General features: G+C 64.8%; 15 protein-coding genes. 7 read left to right on the top strand and 8 right to left on the bottom strand.

Features of this window, described 5'->3' with window-relative positions:
• Positions 1–469 precede the first annotated feature (469 nt).
• The 3 genes from B9A19_RS06095 to B9A19_RS06085 all read right to left on the bottom strand — a co-directional run bounded on the left by B9A19_RS06095 (position 470) and on the right by B9A19_RS06085 (position 3,612).
• Positions 470–1,855 (bottom strand): FAD-binding oxidoreductase, encoded by a 1,386-nt coding sequence (locus B9A19_RS06095; protein ID WP_084089879.1) that lies wholly within the window; start codon positions 1,853–1,855, stop codon positions 470–472.
• Between the two features lie 88 nt (positions 1,856–1,943).
• The gene (locus B9A19_RS06090) at positions 1,944–2,885 is read right to left on the bottom strand and encodes a homoserine kinase (RefSeq protein ID WP_084089878.1); all 942 of its coding nucleotides are present in this window, start codon (positions 2,883–2,885) and stop codon (positions 1,944–1,946) included.
• A 379-nt stretch (positions 2,886–3,264) separates the two neighbouring features.
• On the bottom strand, positions 3,265–3,612 hold the full coding sequence (locus B9A19_RS06085) for a DUF2782 domain-containing protein (protein WP_084089877.1): 348 nt from the start codon (positions 3,610–3,612) through the stop codon (positions 3,265–3,267).
• A 160-nt stretch (positions 3,613–3,772) separates the two neighbouring features.
• Between B9A19_RS06085 and polA the strand changes: the two genes are divergently transcribed.
• From polA to B9A19_RS06055, 6 genes are all read left to right on the top strand, one after another.
• Positions 3,773–6,556, top strand: coding sequence for a DNA polymerase I (gene polA, locus B9A19_RS06080; protein WP_084089876.1), 2,784 nt, complete (start codon positions 3,773–3,775; stop codon positions 6,554–6,556).
• A gap of 285 nt (positions 6,557–6,841) precedes the next feature.
• A complete protein-coding gene (locus B9A19_RS22500; RefSeq protein ID WP_176216811.1) occupies positions 6,842–8,545 on the top strand; it encodes a type IV pilus assembly protein FimV in 1,704 nt (567 codons plus the stop codon).
• Between the two features lie 143 nt (positions 8,546–8,688).
• Positions 8,689–9,630 carry a hydroxymethylbilane synthase gene (hemC, locus tag B9A19_RS06070; RefSeq protein WP_084089874.1) on the top strand — a complete coding sequence of 314 codons (942 nt, stop codon included), beginning with the start codon at positions 8,689–8,691 and terminating at the stop codon, positions 9,628–9,630.
• A gap of 5 nt (positions 9,631–9,635) precedes the next feature.
• Positions 9,636–10,403, top strand: a complete 768-nt coding sequence (locus tag B9A19_RS06065) for a uroporphyrinogen-III synthase (protein ID WP_084089873.1) — start codon at positions 9,636–9,638, stop codon at positions 10,401–10,403.
• The gene (locus B9A19_RS06060; protein WP_084089872.1) at positions 10,400–11,428 is read left to right on the top strand and encodes a uroporphyrinogen-III C-methyltransferase; all 1,029 of its coding nucleotides are present in this window, start codon (positions 10,400–10,402) and stop codon (positions 11,426–11,428) included. Before B9A19_RS06065 ends, B9A19_RS06060 begins: the two co-directional genes overlap by 4 nt.
• Entirely contained in the window at positions 11,425–12,645 is a 1,221-nt protein-coding gene (locus tag B9A19_RS06055) for a heme biosynthesis HemY N-terminal domain-containing protein (protein ID WP_084089871.1), read from the top strand. The genes B9A19_RS06060 and B9A19_RS06055 overlap by 4 nt, the downstream gene beginning before the upstream one ends.
• A 97-nt stretch (positions 12,646–12,742) precedes the next feature.
• On the opposite strand, the gene B9A19_RS22495 is transcribed toward B9A19_RS06055, so the two are convergent.
• The 4 genes from B9A19_RS22495 to B9A19_RS06040 form a co-directional block, all read right to left on the bottom strand.
• The gene (locus B9A19_RS22495; RefSeq protein WP_176216810.1) at positions 12,743–12,910 is read right to left on the bottom strand and encodes a hypothetical protein; all 168 of its coding nucleotides are present in this window, start codon (positions 12,908–12,910) and stop codon (positions 12,743–12,745) included.
• 208 nt (positions 12,911–13,118) lie between these two features.
• On the bottom strand, positions 13,119–13,580 hold the full coding sequence (locus tag B9A19_RS06050) for a SixA phosphatase family protein (protein WP_084089870.1): 462 nt from the start codon (positions 13,578–13,580) through the stop codon (positions 13,119–13,121).
• A 301-nt stretch (positions 13,581–13,881) separates the two neighbouring features.
• Positions 13,882–15,960, bottom strand: a complete 2,079-nt coding sequence (ppk1, locus tag B9A19_RS06045; RefSeq protein ID WP_084089869.1) for a polyphosphate kinase 1 — start codon at positions 15,958–15,960, stop codon at positions 13,882–13,884.
• Between the two features lie 135 nt (positions 15,961–16,095).
• On the bottom strand, positions 16,096–16,362 hold the full coding sequence (locus B9A19_RS06040) for an oxidative damage protection protein (protein ID WP_084089868.1): 267 nt from the start codon (positions 16,360–16,362) through the stop codon (positions 16,096–16,098).
• Between the two features lie 418 nt (positions 16,363–16,780).
• Between B9A19_RS06040 and B9A19_RS23255 the strand changes: the two genes are divergently transcribed.
• Positions 16,781–19,288 (top strand): pectate lyase-like domain-containing protein, encoded by a 2,508-nt coding sequence (locus B9A19_RS23255; RefSeq protein WP_176216809.1) that lies wholly within the window; start codon positions 16,781–16,783, stop codon positions 19,286–19,288.
• 818 nt (positions 19,289–20,106) lie between these two features.
• Here the strand turns inward: B9A19_RS23255 and B9A19_RS06030 are convergent.
• Complete coding sequence (locus tag B9A19_RS06030; RefSeq protein ID WP_084089866.1) at positions 20,107–20,796, bottom strand: YiaD family glycine zipper/OmpA-like lipoprotein; 690 nt, start codon at positions 20,794–20,796, stop codon at positions 20,107–20,109.
• Positions 20,797–20,872 lie beyond the last annotated feature (76 nt).

The raw sequence follows: 20,872 nt of genomic DNA, 5'->3' as shown, positions 1-20,872 counted from the left end.
TTGTTGTGCATGTTACGCACACACAGAAGGTCCGGGTAAGCATTAAACTTACAATTTACCAGTGAGAATGCGCTGAATCGGCATATGGTGACAAATCACCCTGCCGTGCGCTTCCAGCATAGGCGGCAAAGCGGCAAGCGCTAGCGCAGATTGCGACAAGATTCGGTAAGCACCTGTCGCGCATGCTCACTTTTCATCTGTGGATAAACGCCCCAGAGGATATGGCAGGCTGCAGGGGCAGCTGTGACTCTCCCCTGCCCTCACTGCACGCGCAAGCGCCGCGCGCATTGCACGCGCCGCAGCCACCGCTCGCCGACAGAGTTCTGCAGCCGCCCGTAGAACCTGCCATGTCTCTGAATGCTTGATTTACAAAGACCTGATTCGTAGCACTGGCGAGCGTGGAATCGATCAGCGAGACCTGCTGCTCACCCTCAACAACCGATGACGGCCGAGGGGGTATAGCAAGCGCTCAGAGCACCTTGCCCGGATTCATGATGCCTAGCGGATCCAAGCTTTGCTTGATCGCGCGCATCAAGGTCATTTCCGCCGCCGAGCGGAACTGCGGCAGCAGATCGCGCTTGAGCTGACCGATGCCGTGCTCGGCGCTGATGGTGCCGTCGTAGCGCATCACGACCGCATAGACTGCGGCATTGACCTGTGGCTCGACGTCATAGGCGGCATCGCTCACGTCGTCGCGGAACAGGTTGTAGTGCAGGTTGCCATCACCCACATGACCGAAGGCCACGATATCGGCATCGGCATACAGCGCCTTGAGCGCAGCCTCGGCCTCGACCAGAAAGGCCGGGATGGACGAGATGGGCACGGCAATATCGTGCTTGATCGATACGCCACGGCGCTTTTGCGCCTCGGGTATCGCCTCGCGCCACGCCCAGTATGCGCCACGTTCTTCCTCGTTGGCCGCCAGCCTGGCGCCATCGCGCAGGCCCAAGGTGGTCAATGCATCGCCCAGCCGGGCGCGCAAAGCCTCGGCGGTACCGGCATCGGACAATTCCAGCAGCACGCACCACGGCGGCAGGGCGGCAAACGGCGCCGGCAGCTCGGGGCAGTGCTCGGCAATCAGTTCCCAGCAACGGCGCGAAATCAACTCGAACGAAGTCACGCGGTCGCCGGCGGTATGCTGCAGCTCGCGCAGCAACGCGATGGCGGCCTGGGCATCGGCAATCGGCACCAGTGCGGTGGCGATGGCGGTGGGCAGGCTGTCCAGCCGCAGCACTGCACGGGTGATGATGCCCAAGGTGCCTTCCGAGCCGATGAACAACTGCTTGAGGTCGTAACCGCTGCTGTCCTTGCGCAGGCCGCGCAGCGCCCCCAGTACTTCGCCATCGGGCAGCACCACTTCCAGCCCCAGCGTCAGCTCGCGCGTGTTGCCATAGTGCAGCACGTTCAGCCCGCCGGCATTGGTGCCCAGCGCGCCGCCCAGCCGCACCTTGCTGTCGACAGCCCAGTGCGCGGCCAGCAGGCGGCCAGCCTTGTGGGCGGCAGCACGGGCATCAGCCAGCGTGCAGCCGGCCTCGACGGTGATGGTGTTGTTGCCGGCATCGACCTCCAGCACGCGGTTCATGCGTGCCAGCGACACCACGACTGCGGTGGCCGAGCCATCCGGCGTGGCCGCGCCGCACAGGCTGGTGTTGCCGCCTTGCGGCACCACCGGCGTGCGGGTCTGGCTGCACCAGCGCAGCAGCGCGGCGACTTCATCGGTGCTGGCCGGCTGTACCACCGCCAACGCGCTGCCACGATAGCGCTTGCGCTGATCCAGCAGATAAGGCGCCATCGCCTCGCCGGTGAGGACGGCGTCCGCGCCGAGCAGATCACGCAATGCATCCAGACTGTTCATACCGTGTGTTCCTTTGTCGTTCACGTCGGCGATGATGCTGCAGGTGGGCCCGGGCTGCGTTGATACGGATCAACGCCGGCCACGCAGTTCAGCCCAGCCAGAAATCAGTACGCGCCTGATGTTTGCTCAACACGCGCTGGAAGTGGCCCGGGTCTTTGGCAAAGGTCAGCTCGCCGGCAGCCGGCTTGTGGAAATCAAGCAGGCGCGAAGCCCAGAAGCGCAGCGCCGCAGCGCGCAGCATCAACGGCCAGGCCGCTTTCTCTTCTACGGTGAGCGGGCGCACGCTTTGATACGCGGCGAGGAAGGCGCGCGCGCGTTGTGCGTCGATATCGCCGTCTTCGGTCACGCACCAGTCGTTCAGGGTGATGGCCACGTCGTACAGCAGCACGTCGTTGCAGGCGTAATAGAAATCGATGAAGCCACCGACCTTGTCGCCATCCAGCAGCGCGTTGTCGCGGAACAGGTCGGCATGCACGATGCCGGCCGGCAGGTGCGAGTAATCGGTTTGCGCCTGCAGCGCCAGTTGTTCGCGCAGTTGCTGCACTTCGGCAGCGGGCATCTGGTCGTAGACCGATTCGGCAGTGGCGGTCCACCAGGCCAGCCCGCGCGGGTTGTCCATGCGGCCGCTGTAGCTTTGCGCCGCCAGATGCATTTGCGCCAGCATCTCGCCCACTTGTGCACATTGCTGCGCGTTGGGGCTGTCGACCACGCGGCCGGGCAGGCAGTTGACCAGCAAGGTGGGCCGGCCATTGAGCGTATCGATGTATTGATCGTCGAAATTGGCAATCGGCGCCGCGCTGGCAATGCCGTGGTGCGCCAGATGCGCCAGCAGGTTGACGTAGAACGGCAGCTCTTCCGCCTGCAGCGTCTCGAACAGCGTCAGCACATAGCGGCCGTGCGTGGTGGTGACGAAGTAATTGGTATTGGTGATGCCGGCGGCAATGCCCTTCAACTCGACCAGCGTGCCGATGGCATAGCGCTTGAGAAAGGGCGCCAGATCTTCCGGCGTGACGGTGGTGAAAACGGACATGCGAAAACTCTGCTGGCTCTGCCGGGCGGCGGCGAGCCCGTATTGATCGAAAGTCTGTCATCAAAACACGGCTGGCGCGCGCAAACAACTGGAATGCACGCATAAGCGACGCAAAATCGTGACGAGAGGGATTTTGTACATCCAGTTCGGCCAAGGCTGCGGTGCGACTTGCCGCCTGCTGGTAAAGCGCTCCGGCCCATACGGGCCACTGACGAGCGCCAGCGAGGCTCCCTCGCGGCGGCGAGGGCGGGGGGTGTGGAATCAATTCAACGGGAGCCGCTGCAACGCTTTCCACCAAGATCAAGCACCCGGCCGTGCCGGGTGCTTGATGCAGGTCGATCCGAATCAAGCGGCCCCATGACCGCGCGGCGACCTGCGATCAAAACTCGAACAACACCCACTGCGGCACGATCAGCTCGGGGCTGCCCAGGCCGTCGGAACGGATGAAATTGCCCTTGCCTTCGCTGTCGATCAAATAATACGGCGCGCCGATCTTGGGCGTGACCTTGATCTTGTAAAGCCGGCCCTTGAGGCGGTATTCGGCAATGGTGGCATCGCCCTTTTCGATGATGCGGACTTCCGGCTCGGGCTGGTTGGGGTCGGTCGTACTGCCGGCCGGGATGGGCGGCGGCGGCGGCACGTCGGCCTTGTCGGCAGCGCGCAAGGGGCCGGCGAGCAGGCCCAAAGCCAGCAGGGTGGAAACGAGCGGAAGCAGGCGTTTTTTCATCTATGTCCCCGGCAAAGGCGCAGTGGCCAACAGCGCAAAGGCCGGCGGGCGCCGGCACTGGCGTGGTTTCATCCCCAGTATAGCAGCGCACCCCGGGCGCTCATGCCGAGTGTGGCAAAGTGGCGGATAATGGCGGCCAGCCCCCTCTACCGGAACCGCCATGCCCACCCTGCTGCTGATCGACGGCTCGTCTTACCTGTACCGCGCATTCCATGCCATTCGCGAGCTGTCCGCCCCCGATGGCACGCCGACCAATGCGCTGTATGGCGTGATCAACATGCTGAAAAAGCTGCGTACCACCACGCCGGCCGACCATATCGCCTGCGTCTGGGACGCCAAGGGCAAGACCTTTCGCGATGACATCTACGCCGACTACAAGGCCAACCGCCCGCCGATGCCGGACGAGCTGCGCGTGCAGATCGCCCCCATCCACGAGGCAGTGGCGGCCTTCGGCATCCCCATGCTGATGGTGGACGGCGTCGAGGCCGACGACGTGATCGGCACGCTGGCGCGCGATGCCGGCAGCAAGGGCTGGGAGGTCATCCTGTCCACCGGCGACAAGGACATGGCGCAGCTGGTGAATGCCACCGTGCGCATCGAAAACAGCATGACCGAAGAGGTGCTGGACGAAGCCGGCGTATTCGCCAAGTTCGGCGTACGGCCGGATCAGATCGTCGATTTCCTCACCCTCAAGGGTGATGCGGTGGACAACGTGCCGGGCGTGCCCAAGTGCGGCGACAAGACTGCCGCCAAATGGCTGGCCGAATACGACAACCTGGATGCACTGATCGCCAGTGCCGACAAGATCGGCGGCGTGGTGGGCCAGAACCTGCGCGACAGCCTGGGCTGGCTGCCGACCGCGCGCGAGCTGGTCACCATCAAATGCGACGTACCGCTGACTGCCGAACTGCCCAATGGCCTGTCCGACCTGCAACCGCAGGCCGAGGACTGGAACACGCTGCTGGCCATGTTCCGCCGTTACAACTTCCGCAGCTGGCAACGCGAGGCCGAAGCGCAACTGGGCAATGCAGCGATTGCCGTGGCCGCACCGTCGCCGGCCGGCAATGGCGACCTGTTTGGCAGCGAAGAAGAAGCCTCGCCGGCCACAGCAGCGGTCGCAACGCCCGTCGCAGCGGTGGAACGCCACTACGAAGCCATCCTGACCGATGCGCAGCTCGATGCCTGGCTGGCCAGATTGAACGCCGCCAGCGTAACCGCGCTGGATACCGAAACCACCAGCCTCGACCCCATGGCGGCGCGGCTGGTGGGCATGTCGTTCAGCACCGAGGCCGGCAGCGCCGCCTATCTGCCGCTGGCGCATCGCGGCACCGAGGCGCCGCAGCAACTGCCGTTCGACGCCACGCTGGAAAAACTGCGCCCGTGGCTGGAATCGGCCGAACACAAGAAGCTGGGCCACAACCTCAAGTATGACCAGCACGTGTTTGCCAACCACGGCATCACGCTGGCCGGCATTGCCGACGACTCGCTGCTGATGAGCTACGTGCTGGCCAGCCACGAGCGCCACAATATGGATGACCTGGCGGCGCGCGAGCTGGGCGAGACCACCATCAAGTATGAAGACGTGGCCGGCAAGGGCGCCAAGCAGATCGGCTTTGACGAAGTCGGCGTGGATACCGCCACTGCCTATGCCGCCGAGGATGCCGACATCACGCTGCGGCTGGCGCAATCGCTGGGCGCAAGGCTGGCACAGCAACCGTCGCTGCAGACGCTATATCGCGAGCTGGAGCTGCCGGTGCGCGACGTGCTGTTCCATATGGAACGCAACGGCATGCTGATCGACGCCGCGCGGTTGCAGGCGCAAAGCCACAGCATCGGCCTCAAGCTGCTGGAGCTGGAACAGCAGGCCTATGAGCTGGCTGGCCAGCCGTTCAACCTGGGCAGCCCCAAGCAGATCGGCGAAATCTTCTTTGAGCGCCTCGGCCTGCCGGTGATCAAGAAAACGCCCAAGGGCGCGCCATCCACCGACGAAGACGTGCTGTCCGAGCTGGCCAAGGACTACCCGTTGCCCAAGGTGCTGCTGGAGCACCGCAGCCTGGCCAAGCTCAAGTCCACCTATACCGACAAGCTGCCGCTGATGGTGAACCCGGCCACCGGACGCGTGCACACCAACTTCAACCAGGCCGTGGCCGCCACCGGCCGGCTGGCATCGAACGACCCCAATCTGCAGAACATCCCCATCCGCACTGCCGAAGGCCGCAAGATCCGCGAGGCCTTTATCGCGCCACCGGGCTGCAAGCTGATCTCGGCCGACTATTCGCAGATCGAGCTGCGCATCATGGCGCATCTGTCGGGCGATGCGGCCTTGCTCAAGGCGTTTGCCGAGGGCATGGACATTCACAAGGCCACCGCGTCCGAAGTCTTCGGCGTGGCGCCCGATCAGGTCAGCACCGAGCAGCGCCGCTACGCCAAGACCATCAACTTCGGCCTGATCTATGGCATGAGCGCCTTTGGCCTCGCTGCGCAGCTGGAAATCGACCGCGCGGCAGCCAAGACCTTCATCGACCGCTATTTCGCGCAGTTCCCCGGCGTGGCTGCGTATATGGAGCGCACCCGCGCGCAGGCGCGCGAACAGGGCTATGTGGAAACCGTGTTCGGCCGTCGCTTGTGGCTGCCGGAAATCAAGTCGGCCAACGCCGCACGCCGCGCCGGCGCCGAACGCGCCGCGATCAACGCGCCCATGCAGGGCACGGCGGCCGACCTGATCAAGCGCGCCATGATCGCCGTTGACAGCTGGCTGTTAAGCGACAGCTTACAAAGCAAGCTGGTGCTGCAGGTGCATGACGAACTGGTGCTGGAAGTGCCCGAGGCCGAGGTCGAGCTAGTGGCGCGCCTGCTGCCGCAGAAGATGGCCGCCGTGGCCGAACTGGCCGTGCCGCTCGTCGCCGAGACCGGCATAGGCAACAACTGGGACGAAGCGCATTGAGTTGATGAGCAAGGAAATCAGCACCGCAGCAGGCGGTCTGGGGGCCAGGGCCGCCCATGCGGCGGCGGCCGCCCGATAATACGCCGGCCACATTTTTCAAACCCTGGCCGATGGCTGGCGGCCGGCATGATCCCGCTGGCATTCACTGCAAACTTGTCTAGACTCGAAACCTGACACTGGCTGCAAAACGGGCATGCGCGCCCGGCTGCACAGGGGGTGGCGATGTCCGGAAAAACGTGCTTTGTGCTTCGACCTGTCGTTGCACTCCTGCTTGGGCCCTTGCTGGTGGCCAACGCGCATGCGCTTGGGCTGGGCGAGCTGCAATTGCGCTCCTATGTCGGCCAGCACTTGCGGGCCACCATTCCGTTCCGCCTCAGCGACACCGAAACCCTGTCGGACGATTGCATCACGATCAGCAACAGCAACGGCGATCTGCCGTCGATCGGGCCGGTAGAGCCACGCATACGTGGCAACAACATCGTGCTGGAAGGCAGCGAGAACATCAGCGAGCCCACCGGGGCCTTCAGCCTGCATATCAATTGTGGCCGGGTCATCTATGACCGCGATTTCGTCGTACTGCTCGACCCGCCGCCGGAAGTCGAACCCGCCATCGTCACCCCCATAGCCGAACGCCGCGCCCCCAGCGAGGAACGCCCGCCCGTTACCACAGCCGCAACGCCACCCAAGCGCAAGGCAAGCAAGGCCGTGCCGGTGGCCGATGCCACGCAAAAGCCGGCCAGCAAGCCAGTGCACCAGGGTGCCAGCGGCGCACGCCCGGCCCAGCCGGAACGCGATGTACTGCGCATCCAGGGCGACAGCCTGCCCCCGCTGACCTTGCCGGCCACCCCGGGCAGCCCGGAATACGCACGCGAGCTTGAACAGCGCGTTGCAACGCTGAAAACACTGCAAGGCAAGCTGGAAGCCGACATCGTTACGCTGCAAACCACGCTGGATGCCTTGAAAAAGCAGCAGGCGGCCAGCCCGGCGCAGGATCAGACCGCAGCCAGGGCAGCACTGCCTGCTGCCCAGGCCAACGCCAGCGCGCCGGTGGCAGCCCCCGCCATGTCGGCGGCACCGCAGCCCACTGCCGCAGCCGCGCCAGCCCCCACCGCCGTACCGGTACCGACGGCCGCGCCGGTACCTGTTCGATCCAGCCAGGGTGGCTTGCCGCTCTGGCCACTGGGCGTGCTGGCCGCAGCGCTGGCAGGCGCACTGTTCATGTGGTGGCGGCAGCGGCGCAATGACGCTGCCCTGGCCGCCGACCTGTATGCAGACACCATGATCGGCAAGCCGGTCAACCTCGGGGTAACCCTGCAGCGCAAGCTGACACAGGCATCGGGCTTCATCAACAGCCAGCTCAGCCCGACCGGCATCGAGGTCAAGGAAGCACAGCCCGACCTGGACGAACGCGCGCAGATGCTGTTGCTGCAGGGTGAAGTGACTGCCGCCATCGAGGAATTGCAGCGCGGCATTGCCGACGCGCCGGACGACGTGGAACGCTGGTTCCTGCTGTTCCGCATCTTCCGTCATCAAGGCATGAAAATCGACTATGCCCAGCTGGCACGCGACTTCAAGGTCAAGCACCCCGATGACGAAGACTGGGAACTGGTGCGCAACATCGGCCAGCGGCTTGACCCCGAAAACCCGCTGTATGCCCAGACCACGCCGGCCGCCGCCAGTCCGCTCGATTCCGCCGACCTGGAACTGATCGCGCCGCTGGCCGCCGCCGCAGCTGCGGTTCCGCGCGCCGGCCCCACGCCTTCGCAGCACGAGCCGGTGCTCGATTTCCTCAGCGACTCGGCAGGGCCGGTGGAACCCCGGCTGGACGAGGCGGCATTCAGCGCACCACCCCATATCGATCTGGAATTGCCTGATCTGGGCGGCGGTGGCGCTATCGACAAACCCGGCTCGCCCTCCCAGCCGGTGTTGCTGGACGAGATCGACTTCGACCCGCCGCGCGACAAGCCACACCGTGGCAAGAAACACTGACCGGCCCGGACTGGCTGCCACACCCCGCACGGCAGCGGGAACCCGGCCGGGTTCCTGATACCGGCGGCCATGAACATGCTGGTCCGGGGATTTACCGCGGGCTCTTCGGGTAAAATCATGTTTTTGCCGCGCGGATCCAGCCGATGTCCACCTCCACCCCGCCCCTGACCCGCCTTGTGATCGCCACACGTGAAAGCCCGCTGGCCTTGTGGCAGGCCCGCCATATCCAGGCGCGGCTGCAGAGCATGTATCCGCACATCACGGTCGAACTACTGGGCATGACCACCAAGGGCGACCAGATCCTCGACAAGACGCTGAACAAGATCGGTGGCAAAGGCCTGTTCGTGAAGGAGCTGGAAGAAGCGCTGGCCGACGGTCGCGCCGATCTGGCCGTGCACTCGATGAAGGACGTGCCCATGGTCTTGCCCGAGGGCTTTGCCATTGCCGCCATCGGCGAGCGCGAAGACCCGCGCGACGCCTTTGTCTCCAGCCGCTATGCCAGCGTGGCCGAGCTGCCCGAAGGCGCCGTGGTAGGCACTGCCAGCCTGCGGCGCGAGGCCCAGCTGCGCGCCCGCTATCCGCATCTGGTGATCAAGCCCCTGCGTGGCAACGTCGGCACCCGGCTGGCCAAGCTCGACGCCGGCGAATTCGACGCCATCATCCTCGCCGCAGCCGGCCTCAAGCGGCTGGGCTTTGGCGAGCGCATTGCCGCCTTGCTCAGCACCGAGGAAAGCCTGCCCGCGCCGGGCCAGGGCGCACTGGGGCTGGAAATCCGCGCCGACCGCGCCGATCTGGCCGCATTGCTGGCGCCATTCAACCACCCGGCCACGGCCGCTTGCGTGACCGCAGAGCGCGTGCTGTCGCGCCAGCTGGGCGGTTCATGCCAGATTCCGCTCGGCGCATTTGCCGAAGATGACGACGGCTTTCTGCGCCTGCGCGGGCTGGTGGCCAGCCCGGATGGCATGCAAGTGGTGGTGGCCGAGGCCAATGGCACGCACGCCGCAGCCGACGGGCTGGGCCGCCGTGTGGCCGACCTGTTGATGACCGAAGGCGCCGGCCACATCCTCAAGGCGCTGGCAGGCTGACAGGCATGACCGCACTGGCAGGCAAGCGCATCTGGGTAACCCGGCCTGCGGGGCAAGCCGCTGCGCTGCTGGCGCTGTTGCAAGCGCAAGGCGCACTGCCGCTGGCCCTGCCGCTGCTGGAAATCGTTCCGCCGACCGACCCGGCGCCACTGCAGCAGGCGCTGGCCAGGCTGGCCAGCTACGATCTGGCCGCTTTTGTCAGCCCGTCCGCGCTGGATGCCGTCTGCAGCAACTTGCCGCAAGGCTGGCCCACGCAGCTGACCGCTGCCGTGGTCGGCCCCGGCAGCGCACAGCGTGCACGTGAATATGGCATCGCGCACCTCATCACGCCTGCGGCACGCTACGACAGTGCCGGGCTGCTGGCCGAGCCGGCCATGACGGCCTTTGCCGGCCGCCGCATCGTGCTGTTTCGCGGCGAGCAAGGCCGCGAGCTGCTGGTGGACGGGCTGCGTGCACTGAGCGCCGATCTGGCCGTGGTGCCCGCATACCGCCGCCTGCCGCCCAAGCTGGACGAGTCGCAACTGGCCACCGAACTCGACGCCGGCTGCGACGGCATCATCATCAGCAGCTCGGAAGCCGCACAACATCTGTTCGCAGCGGTTGGAGCCGCCCTGCGCGAGCGGCTACAATCGATGCACTATTTTGCGCCGCACCCGCGTATCGTTGCGGCGCTTGCGCAGCAGGGCGTGCAGCGGATCACGCTGTGCCAGGCCGGCGATGCCGGCATCGTTGCCACCCTGCTCAGCCATTTTGCGGAACCGTACCCTCCATGACCCAAGAAGCTTCGCTCTCCGCCGCCCTCACCCCGCCCGCCGCACCGCCGCCGCGCAGAACGCCGCCGCTGCCGCTCATCCTGTCCGTGCTGGCGCTGGCCATTGCCGGCGGCCTGGCCTGGCAACAGCACCGCAGCAACAAGGAATTGAAGCAGGTGGTCAGCCAGCAGGAAGCACTGCTGCAAACCGCGCAGGGGCGCGAGCAGGCTGCGCAGGGCCAGCTGCAGGCCTTGCAGCGCGAGGTGGCCTTGCTGTCGGCCAAGCAGCTGGAGGCGCAGACACAACAGGCCACCTTGTCGGCCATGTATGACTCGGTGACGCGCACCGACAGCCAGCGCCTGTTGATCGAGGCCGAGCAGGCGCTGAGCTATGCCAGCCAGCAGCTGCAATTGTCCGGCCGCAGCGACGTGGCACTGACCACGCTGGCCGCGCTGGATGCCCAACTGCAATCGCTGAATCGCCCCGAGCTGATCAATGTGCGCAAGGCGGTGTCGCATGACTATGAGGCGCTCAAGTCGCTGCCGGTGATCGATACCGTCGGCATCGCCACCAAGCTCGACAGCCTGATCGACGAGCTGGACAAGTTGCCGCTGCATATCGATGCGCTGCGCGATCCGCACATGGCCGTCAATGCACCCGAAGAGGCCAATCTGCTGCAGCGGATCAGCACCGAAGCGTGGGGCGAACTCAAGCAGCTGGTGCAGATCCGCCGCATGGATCGCGTGGACAGCGTGCTGCTGACGCCCGAACAAGGCGTGCTGCTGCGCGAGAACATGAAGCTGCGCCTGCTGGATGCGCGCAGCGCCGTGGTCCAGCGCAATGCGCCGGCCTATCGCGCCGATCTGGCCGCCGTGGCCCAGTATCTGGGCCGCTATTTCGATACCCACGCGGCACAGACGCAACGTGCGCATCAGCTGGTCACCACGCTGGCGCAGGCCAATGTGGCGCTGCCGGTGCAGGATCTGGCAGCCAGTCTGCAGGCGGTACGCGCAGCCCGTGGCGCAGCCGAGAAGGTGAAGCCGTGAGGGTCGCACTCTGGTTGGTCGCCATTTTCGCGCTGGCAGTCGCTTGCTCGCTGTTTGCCAATTTCAACACCGGCTACGCACTGCTGTTCCTGCCGCCGTGGCGGGTGGAGCTGTCGCTCAATACCTTTATCGTGCTGTTGCTGGTTGTCGTCAGCCTGCTCTACCTGCTGATCCGGCTGGTGGCCGAGCTGAGCGGTCTGCCGGGCCGCGTGCGCCGCTACCGCGAGGCGCGCGCGCGTGATGCCTCGGTCAAGCTGGAGCGCGAAGCGCGCATCGCCTTCTTCGAGGGCCGCCACCAGCGCGCCGAGCGCCTGGCCGCCGATGCATTTGCCGCCTCGGGCCGGGACAAGGAAGCCTTTGCCGTCAACGGGCTGCTTGCGGCCCGCGCCGCGCATGCCATGCGTGACTTCGCCCGCCGCGACCAGCACTTTGCCAAGCTGCGCGAAACGCTGGGCCCGCAGCATCTGGCGTTGGCCATGACCATGGCCGAGCTGTATCTGGACGAGCGCCGCTATGCCGATGCCGATCTGGCACTGGCCGAGGTCAAGGCGATCTCGCCCAAGCTCACCGCCGGCCTCAAACTGGAACTGCGTTTGCGCCAGCGCGAAAACCGCCCCGATCTGGTGGCCAAGCTGGCCGAGCAACTGGAAAAAAGCGAAGCGCTGGATGCCGATCAGGCCCGCCGCATTCGCACCCAGGCCCATTTGAGTCTGCTGGCCGGCAAGCCGATGGCCGCAGGCGAGCTGAAAGCCTGGTGGAGCCGCTTGCCGAACGACGAGCGCAGCTCGCCACAGCTGGTGGCCGCCATTACGCAGGCACTGAGCGACCAGGGTGCGGACCAGACCGCGCGCGAAGTGCTGGAAGGCGCGCTGCAGCACGAATGGTCGAGCGAACTGGCCGGGCTGTATGGCCAGCTGGTGCTGGACGACGAAGGCCAGATCGCCCAGCTGCAGCTGGCCGAGCGCTGGCTGCAACAGCACCCGCGCGACCATGCGCTGCTGCTGACGCTGGGCAGGCTGTGCCGCCGCCGCTCGCTGTGGGGCAAGGCGCAAACCTATCTGGAAGCCAGCCTGTCGGTCCGCGCCACGGCCGTGGCTCACGTTGAACTGGCCGCCATGCTGGAAGGGCTGGAAAAGTTTGCCGACGCCAACCGGCACTATCGCGCCAGCTTGGCACTGTCACTGCCCGACGAAGCGGCCACGGCGCTCAGCGCCTGACCACAAGCACAGCACAAACAGCCCTCGCAGAGGGCTGTTTTGCTTTGGCGAGCAACAGGCTGACGATGAAGCCGGCCGGCCCGCTCAACCAAGCCAGTCAGTACGAGCTGGCGTAAACCGGCGCGTTGCTGGCATCGACGCTGGTGGCTTGCTCACTGCGCGGCAGCAGCCGGTTGATCCACGCAAACGGTGTTTGATGCTGATTGCGGGCCTGGAAATTCTTGCCCAGGTTCTTGGACAGACGGGGACGGATCACTCTTTTCATGGTGATTGCCTGCGGGTGTGGACTGCCCCGACTGTAGCGACGAAATATAACAAAAATACGACAAACTGCTGACAGCCTGCCGCTGGTCGAGGCTTGGCGCCGCTCACAAAAGCCAGCGTAGCGGTGCTGGCAAGGCACGCGAAACGCAGGCAGTACAAGGCGTACGGCCAGTGAGCGTAACGCCGCCAGCAGGGTTTTATAGCGGCGCTTAGTCGAGCTGCTCCGGCGCGATACAGGCCTTGAGCACGTAGTGCACCTGATGCTCGCGGACGCGGCGTTGCACCCACCAGATGGCGCCCTTGCGCGTGGCCCAGTCGCTTTCGCGGCCGGTCATCAGCAGGCTGGCCACGCGGCCCAGCGCGGGCTGGTGGCCCACCAGCACGGTCACGCGGCCATCACCATGCGGCCAGCGTGAGACCTCCAGATAGGCGGCAGTGGCCGCATTGGGGTTCATGCGCGTATCGATCTCGAAATTCTGCCCCAGCGCGCGAGCAGTCTGCTCGCAGCGCGCGGCGCCGCTGGAGACCACACGCACCTCCTTGCCCTTGAGCTGGCCGGCCAGCCAGCGTGCCATGCGCGCGGCCTGTTTGCGGCCTTTTTCGGTGAGCGGACGGCCAAGGTCGTCGAAGCCGTCCTCTGCTTCGGCATGGCGCCAGAGTATCAAATCCATGGATGCGTTCAGGTGTGATCGGTAACAAGGCAACGCCCGGCAAGACCGGGCGTTGGCGACGCAGGCATATTAGGACAGGATCATGCACCCTGCCAGCGCATTCGTCGGTTGGGGCTCACACTTTGGCGAGTCTGCAACATGCAGCCGCTACCGAGTGACGCTACGCTGTCTCGCGGCAACGAGGGCGGGGCATGGTCAAAACAAGGGAGCACCGCTGCTTCGCCCTAGAGACCGGCCAGAACCCGGCCCTGCCGGGGTCTTGATGCCGGTCGTCCAACAGGACGAAGGGGCAGGAAGGCGCTCAGCTGCGCTGCTTGGCCGCCAGTTCAGCCAGCAGGCTGGCCTGCGCCGAGCGCAGCTTGCCGCCGCGCGCGCTCTTGCGGCGGTAGCGGCCGTCCGACTGCATTTCCCATGCCTGCACGTTGTCCACCAGATAGGGGCGGATGCTTTCGCGCATCACGCGGCGCTTGAGCTTGGTGCTGAGGATGGGGAAGGCGATTTCGATGCGGCGGAACAGGTTGCGGCCCATCCAGTCGGCCGACGACAGATAGATGTTTTCCTCGCCATCGGCGTGGAAGTAGAACACGCGGTGGTGCTCAAGGAAGCGGCCAATGATGGAGCGCACGCGGATGTTTTCCGACAGGCCAGGTATGCCCGGCCGCAGCGCGCACACACCGCGCACGATCAGGTGCACGGTCACGCCGGCCTGGCTGGCTTCATACAGCTTTTCGATCACCGTCGGTTCCAGCAGCGCATTCATCTTGGCGATGATCACCGCCTTGCGGCCGGTGCGCGCAATGGCAATCTCGCGGTCGATGGCCTTGGTGATGTTCTGCTGCAGGGTGAACGGCGCCTGCCACAGCTGGTGGTGATCGCCAGCCAGACCGAGGCCGGTCAGCTGCATGAACACGTCGTTCACGTCGCTGGTGATTTCCTCGTTGGCGGTCAGGAGGCCAAAGTCGGTGTAGAAATTGGTGGTGCGCGGGTGATAGTTGCCGGTGCCCACATGCACATAGCGGCGCAGCTTGCCTTCCTCGCGCCGTACCAGCAGCAGCATCTTGGCGTGGGTCTTGTAGCCGTACACGCCGTAGACGACGTGCGCGCCGGCACGTTCGAGCTTGGCGGCCCAGTTGATGTTGGCTTCTTCGTCGAAGCGCGCCATCAGCTCGACCACCACGGTCACTTCCTTGCCGCGCCGTGCTGCTTCCAGCAGTGCGTCCATCAGCACCGAATCGCTGCCGGTGCGGTAGACGGTCATCTTGATCGCCACCACATTGGGGTCGCGCGCGGCCTGCTGCAGCAGGTCCACCACCGGGGTAAAGCTCTGGTAGGGATGATGCAGCAGGATGTCGCCGTGGCGGATGGCGGCAAACAGGTCGGACTGCTTGCGCAGCTCGAGCGGTACGCCGGGCATGAAGGGTTCGAACTTGAGATCGGGGCGGTCGACCTGGCCCGGCACGTCCATCAGGCGCACCAGGTTCACCGGCCCGTTGACGCGGTAAACGTCGATATTGGACAGGCCGAATTCTTCGCGCAGGAATTCCTGCAAGTGGGTCGGGCAGTTGTCGGCCAGCTCCAGCCGCACCGCATCGCCATAAGGACGCTGGCTCAGCTCGCCTTCCAGCGCGGCGCGCAGATCCTTGACGTCTTCATCGTCCACGCTGAGGTCGGAATCGCGCGTCAGGCGGAACTGGTAGCAACCCAGCGCGTTCATGCCGGCAAACAGCTCATCGACATGCGCATGCAGGATGGACGACAGGAACACGAAGCCGTGATCAACGCCGCTGATTTCCTGCGGCATTTTCACGAAGCGCGGCAAAATGCGCGGCGCCTGCACGATGGCAATGCCGGAGTTGCGGCCGAAGGCATCGCGCCCTTCCAGCTCGACGATGAAGTTGAGCGACTTGTTGAGCACACGCGGGAACGGGTGCGACGGGTCCAGCCCGATCGGCGTCAGTACCGGCATCAGCTCGCGGAAGAAGAAATCCTTCACCCAGGCGCGCTGCGCCTCGTTCCACACGCTGCGGCGCAGAAAGTGCACGCCCTCAGCGGCCATAGCCGGGAACATGGTGTCGCGCAGCAGGCGGTACTGGCGCTCGACCAGATCGTGCGCCTCTTTGGCAATCAGGTCGAACGCCTGTTGTGGCGTCATCCCTTCGGGCAGCAGACGCGTGGGGAACTGGCGGATGCTCTCCTTGAGCCACGCCATGCGCACCTCGAAGAATTCGTCCAGGTTGGACGACACGATGCACAGGAACTTCAGCCGCTCCAGCAGCGGGTTGTTCACGTCTTCGGCCTGCGCCAGCACGCGGCGGTTGAACTCGAGCAGACCGAGTTCACGGTTGAGCATCAGCTGGTTATCGGCAGGCTTGTAAGTCATGAACGAACTCTTTGCTAGAAACTGATCTGGAGAATACGCACAAACAATGCTGGCGGCACTGCATGGTTGGCCTTAGGGCGCGTCACCAACGGGCCCGCCCGGCTGCGTGCCGCTCTCGCCCGTCAGGCGCGGCGTTTATTGCGGTACGTAGCCCGCCACCTGATCGGCACCGCTGCCGAAGAAGTAGTTCTCCAGCTGCTGCTGCAGGTATTGGCGCGCGCGCGGGTCGGCCAGATTCAGCCGGTTTTCATTGATCAGCATGGTCTGGTGTTTGATCCAGGCGGCCCATGCCTCCTTGGAGACGCTATCGAACAGCTTTTTGCCCAGGGCACCCGGCAGCGGCGGGAAATCCAGACCCTCGGCCTCGCGGCCCAGTTTGACACATTGAACGGTACGGCTCATTGCAACGGCTCCAGCACGAATTAAATGACAAATATGTTACGCAAACATGACAAGCGGGCCGAAACCCGCTCGCGGGAATGCGTCATTGTACCCCGTTGCAGCTGCGCGCCGCGCATTTGCCTGCGGCGCGCCCGGCCACGTCTGTCAGCCGGTTCCCGCATGTCTCTGACATAGGGCATTCACCCTAAGGTGCCCATTTAAAGATTGACTTGCGATTTTGAAAGCGCTTTCATATCGCCTGCGCCGTAGTCCGTGTTCAACGTGATACGGCCCCGGAACCCGTTTGCCACGCCGGTGCCGGGCGGCACGGCGGGGTGGGACACAACACCCCGATCAGCCCTGCACAACCGGCCAACAGACAGGCTCACATCCGCAGCGCGGAATTCCAGTCAAAACCAACGAGATGGACGGAAACGCAATGAAACCCGTAACAATGTTGAACTATGCCGTGGTGGCACTGGCCAGCAGCCTGTCTGCCAGCGCCTTTGCCGCCGCGTGCGAGGCGCCGTGGTCGGCCTCGGCGGTCTACACCGCCGGCAACCGCGTGAGCTACAACGGCCACAGCTATCAGGCCAAGTGGTGGACGCAGGGCGACAACCCCAGCCTGTCCGGCCAGTGGGATGTGTGGCAAGACCTGGGCCTGTGCGGCACCGCCAGCCCCACCGCGGCCCCGGCGCCCACCCCCGTGCCGACCAAGGCACCGACGCCGCAACCCACAGTCGCCCCCACACCGGTGCCGACCCTCGCCCCCACAGCCGCACCGACCGTTGCGCCGACCCCGGCCACCGGCGGCAGCTATGGTGCAACGGCCAGCGCCAGCAGCGTGGCCTTCTATGTGAACAATGCCCCGTGGGCCGACCTGCACTACACCGTGAACGGCGTAAACCAGCAAAACGTGCGCATGACGGTGAACGGCAGCAACAACACCTATACTGTGACCGGCCTGAAAGCCGGTGACGTGGTGCGCTATTTCTTCACCATCGGCCAGGGCAGCGGCGCCAGCGATACCGCGTGGCAGCAGCTGACCATCGGCAACAGCACGCCGACGGCCACCCCGCAACCGACGGTGACCCCGACTGTGAAACCGACTTCAACACCGACGGCGGTGCCGACCAGCACCCCGACAGCGACCCCCAAGCCGACTGCGACCCCGGTGCCCACGACCGCGCCGAGCGCCACGCCCAAGCCGACCGCAACGCCGGTCCCGACCGCCGTGCCGACCGTCACGCCGACGCCGACCAAGGTGCCGACCCCCACCCCGACACCGGGCGCTGCGCCCGATTTTGGCCCCAACGTGTTCATCTTCGATCCGAGCACGCCGCAAAACGTGATCCAGGACAAGCTGAACAGCACCTTCACCCAGCAGGAAACCAACCAGTTCGGCACCGCGCGCTATGCCTTCCTGTTCAAGCCGGGCTCGTACAATGTCGATGCCAATCTGGGCTTCTATACCCAGGTGGCCGGTCTGGGCAAATCGCCGGACGACGTGACCCTGATCGGCGCCGTGCGCGTCGAGGCCAACTGGCTGCCGGATGAAAACGCCACGCAGAACTTCTGGCGCTCGGCCGAAAACCTGGCCGTGATCCCGACTGCCGCCGGCGCGCTGGATCGCTATGCGGTCTCGCAAGCCGCGCCGTTCCGCCGCATGCACGTCAAGGGCAACATGACGCTGTGCTCGCCCTACTGCGGCTGGTCCAGCGGCGGCTTCATTGCCGATACCGTGGTCGATGGCGACATCAATTCCGGCTCGCAACAACAATGGCTGTCGCGCAACGCGCAATACGGTTCGTGGACCGGCGGGGTGTGGAACATGGTGTTTGTGGGCGTGAACGGCGCACCGGCAGAAAACTGGCCGACCGCCCCCTATACCGTGGTCAACCAGACCCCGGTAGTACGCGAAAAGCCGTTCCTGACCATCGACAGCGCGGGCCATTACAGCGTGTTTGTGCCGACACTGAGCACCAACAGCCAGGGCACCACATGGTTCAACAAGACCCCGCAGGGTGAATCGATCTCGATCGACCAGTTCTACGTGGCCAAGGAAGGCGTGGACACCGCCACCACGCTGAATGCAGCGCTGGACGCCGGCAAGAACCTGTTGCTGACCCCGGGCGTGTATCACCTGAACCAGGCACTGCACGTAAACCGTGCCAACACCGTGGTGCTGGGGCTGGGTATTGCCACCTTGGTAGCCGATAGCGGCAACGACGCCATCGACGTGGCCGACGTGGACGGCGTGAAGCTCGCCGGCTTGTTGATCGATGCCGGCCCGACCAGCTCGCAAGTGCTGGTGCAGATCGGCCCGCGTGGCAGCAGCGCCAACCATGCCGCCAACCCGACCTCGCTGCATGACATCTTCTTCCGCGTTGGCGGTGCAGGTGTTGGTCGTGCCAACATCAACCTGGAGATCAACAGCAACAACGTGATCGGCGACAACTTCTGGGTATGGCGCGCCGACCACGGCGACGGCATCGGCTGGACGGTGAACACGTCCGACTATGGCGTGGTGGTAAACGGCAACGACGTGACCATCTACGGCCTGGCGGTCGAGCACTACCAGAAGTACCAGACCACGTGGAACGGCAACGGCGGCCGCGTGTACTTCTACCAGAGCGAAGCACCGTATGAAGTGGCGCTGCAGAGCGACTGGATGAGTGGCAGCAACAATGGCTATGCCTCGTACAAGGTGAGCAACAGCGTCACCAGCCACGAAGCATGGGGCACCGGGGTGTACAGCTTCTTCAACACCAACAATGCCATCAAGCTCACCAACGGGGTTGAAGCGCCGTACAACGCAGCGGTGAAGTTCCACCACCTGTCCAGCGTATCGCTGGGCGGCGTGGGCGAGATCACCCACGTGATCAACGGCACCGGACCGACGGCGGACAAAAACAACTTCGTTGCAACATTGCCGCAATATCCGTAAGCAACACTGCCGCCATTGCTGGCCGGTACTGCCTGGCTAAAGTCGCCAGCAACAAGAGCTCACCCTGTGAAGGGTGGGCTCTTTTCTTTGGTGGGTGGCGGCTACTGGCCCTGCTGCTCGGGGGCGCGGCAGGCGCTGCGGGTACCCCACGTGCTGTCAATTGACTTAGCGCCTGCGGCGCGGTGTTTGGGGCGGGAGTGCGTCCCGCATGCCGCCTCCCTTTTCTTGTCCCGCCAAGAAAAGGAAGCAAAAGAATGCGGCCCTACTTGCGCGCTACCCGCCTTTGCTCACGCAAAGTCAGGCAGTTCCCTGCGCTGCGCGCCAATCCCGGCGGGTCGGTAACTCGGCCCTTTGGGCCTCAAACATCCCTCCCCTTCATCCGGGCTTGGCTGTGCTGCTCGGCGCTTCAGAAGGGACCTGGGTGGTTTGCAACCTGCATCGGGATTGCAGGATTTTTGCAAAGTACGGGGGACCGTCGAATTTCAATGCTTGGCATTTCCAAGGCTGGTCACTACGGAGTACTCGTTTCCCTTCTGAAGCGCTGAGCAGCACAGCACGACGCGGGGTAGTCGGGAATCGCATGTTTGAGGCCTGCAAGGCCGAGTTCGATTCCCGCCGCGGCGGGCGAGCAGCGCAAGGCACTGCCTGGCTTTGCGCCAGCAAAGGCAGGTAGCGCATAGGCAGGGTCGCCCGGGATTGTTAAGGGGGTGGCGAGACGCCCCCTTGACCTGCCCGCCGGGCGGAACCGGCACCAAAACGCCGCGCCGCAGGCGCTAAATCTCATCACGACAGCTCACAAGCGCCAGCATCACGCACCATCAGCTTGCCGTCACCGGCATGATCCACAACTCCACCCGGCGGTTCATGGCCCGGCCGGCTTCGGTGTCGTTGCTGGCGCGCGGTTCCAGCTCGCCCTTGCCATAGCTGTCCAAGCGCACCGGGTTCACCTGGCGGCCGACGAAGTAATCCGATACCGCGCGGGCGCGCTGCTCGGACAATTGCTGGTTGTAGGCATCCTTGCCCACATTGTCGGTGTGGCCAATGATGGTGATGGCCGTCTTGCCATACTGGTTCACCACGCGGGCGATCTTGTCCAGCGTCGGCGTATAGCCGGCTTTGAGCATGGCCGAGTTGGTGTCGAAACCGGTGGTCGAGGTCATGCTGACCACCAGCGTATTGTCGCTGCGCTTTTGCAGTACGATCTCGCCCCGGCCGATTTCCGGCGCCAGCTGCTTTTGCAGATCCTTGGCCTGCTGGTCCATGTAATAACCGATGCCGGCGCCGGCCAGACCGCCACCCACCGCGCCAATCAACGCGCCCTTGCCGCGATTGCGGTGATTTACCGCCGCGCCCACCACGGCGCCGCCCACCGCGCCGATGATGGCGCCCATCTCGGTCTTGTTCAGGTCGCGCTTGTCGCCCAGATCATTGGTGGCGCAGGCGCCCAGCAGCAGCGACGCGGACAGGACAAGGCAGATCGCCTTGCGGGAAGGTGCAACAACAGCCATGACAACTCCGTAACAGGAACAATACATGGCGATTATCAACAGAGATGCACTGCGCCGGCACGGCACTAATCACAGG

The sequence above is a fragment of the Andreprevotia lacus DSM 23236 genome (assembly GCF_900176275.1).
Lineage (GTDB): Bacteria > Pseudomonadota > Gammaproteobacteria > Burkholderiales > Chitinibacteraceae > Andreprevotia > Andreprevotia lacus.
Note: the sequence above shows the minus strand (reverse complement) of the source record. Positions and strands in the feature narration are given on the sequence as shown.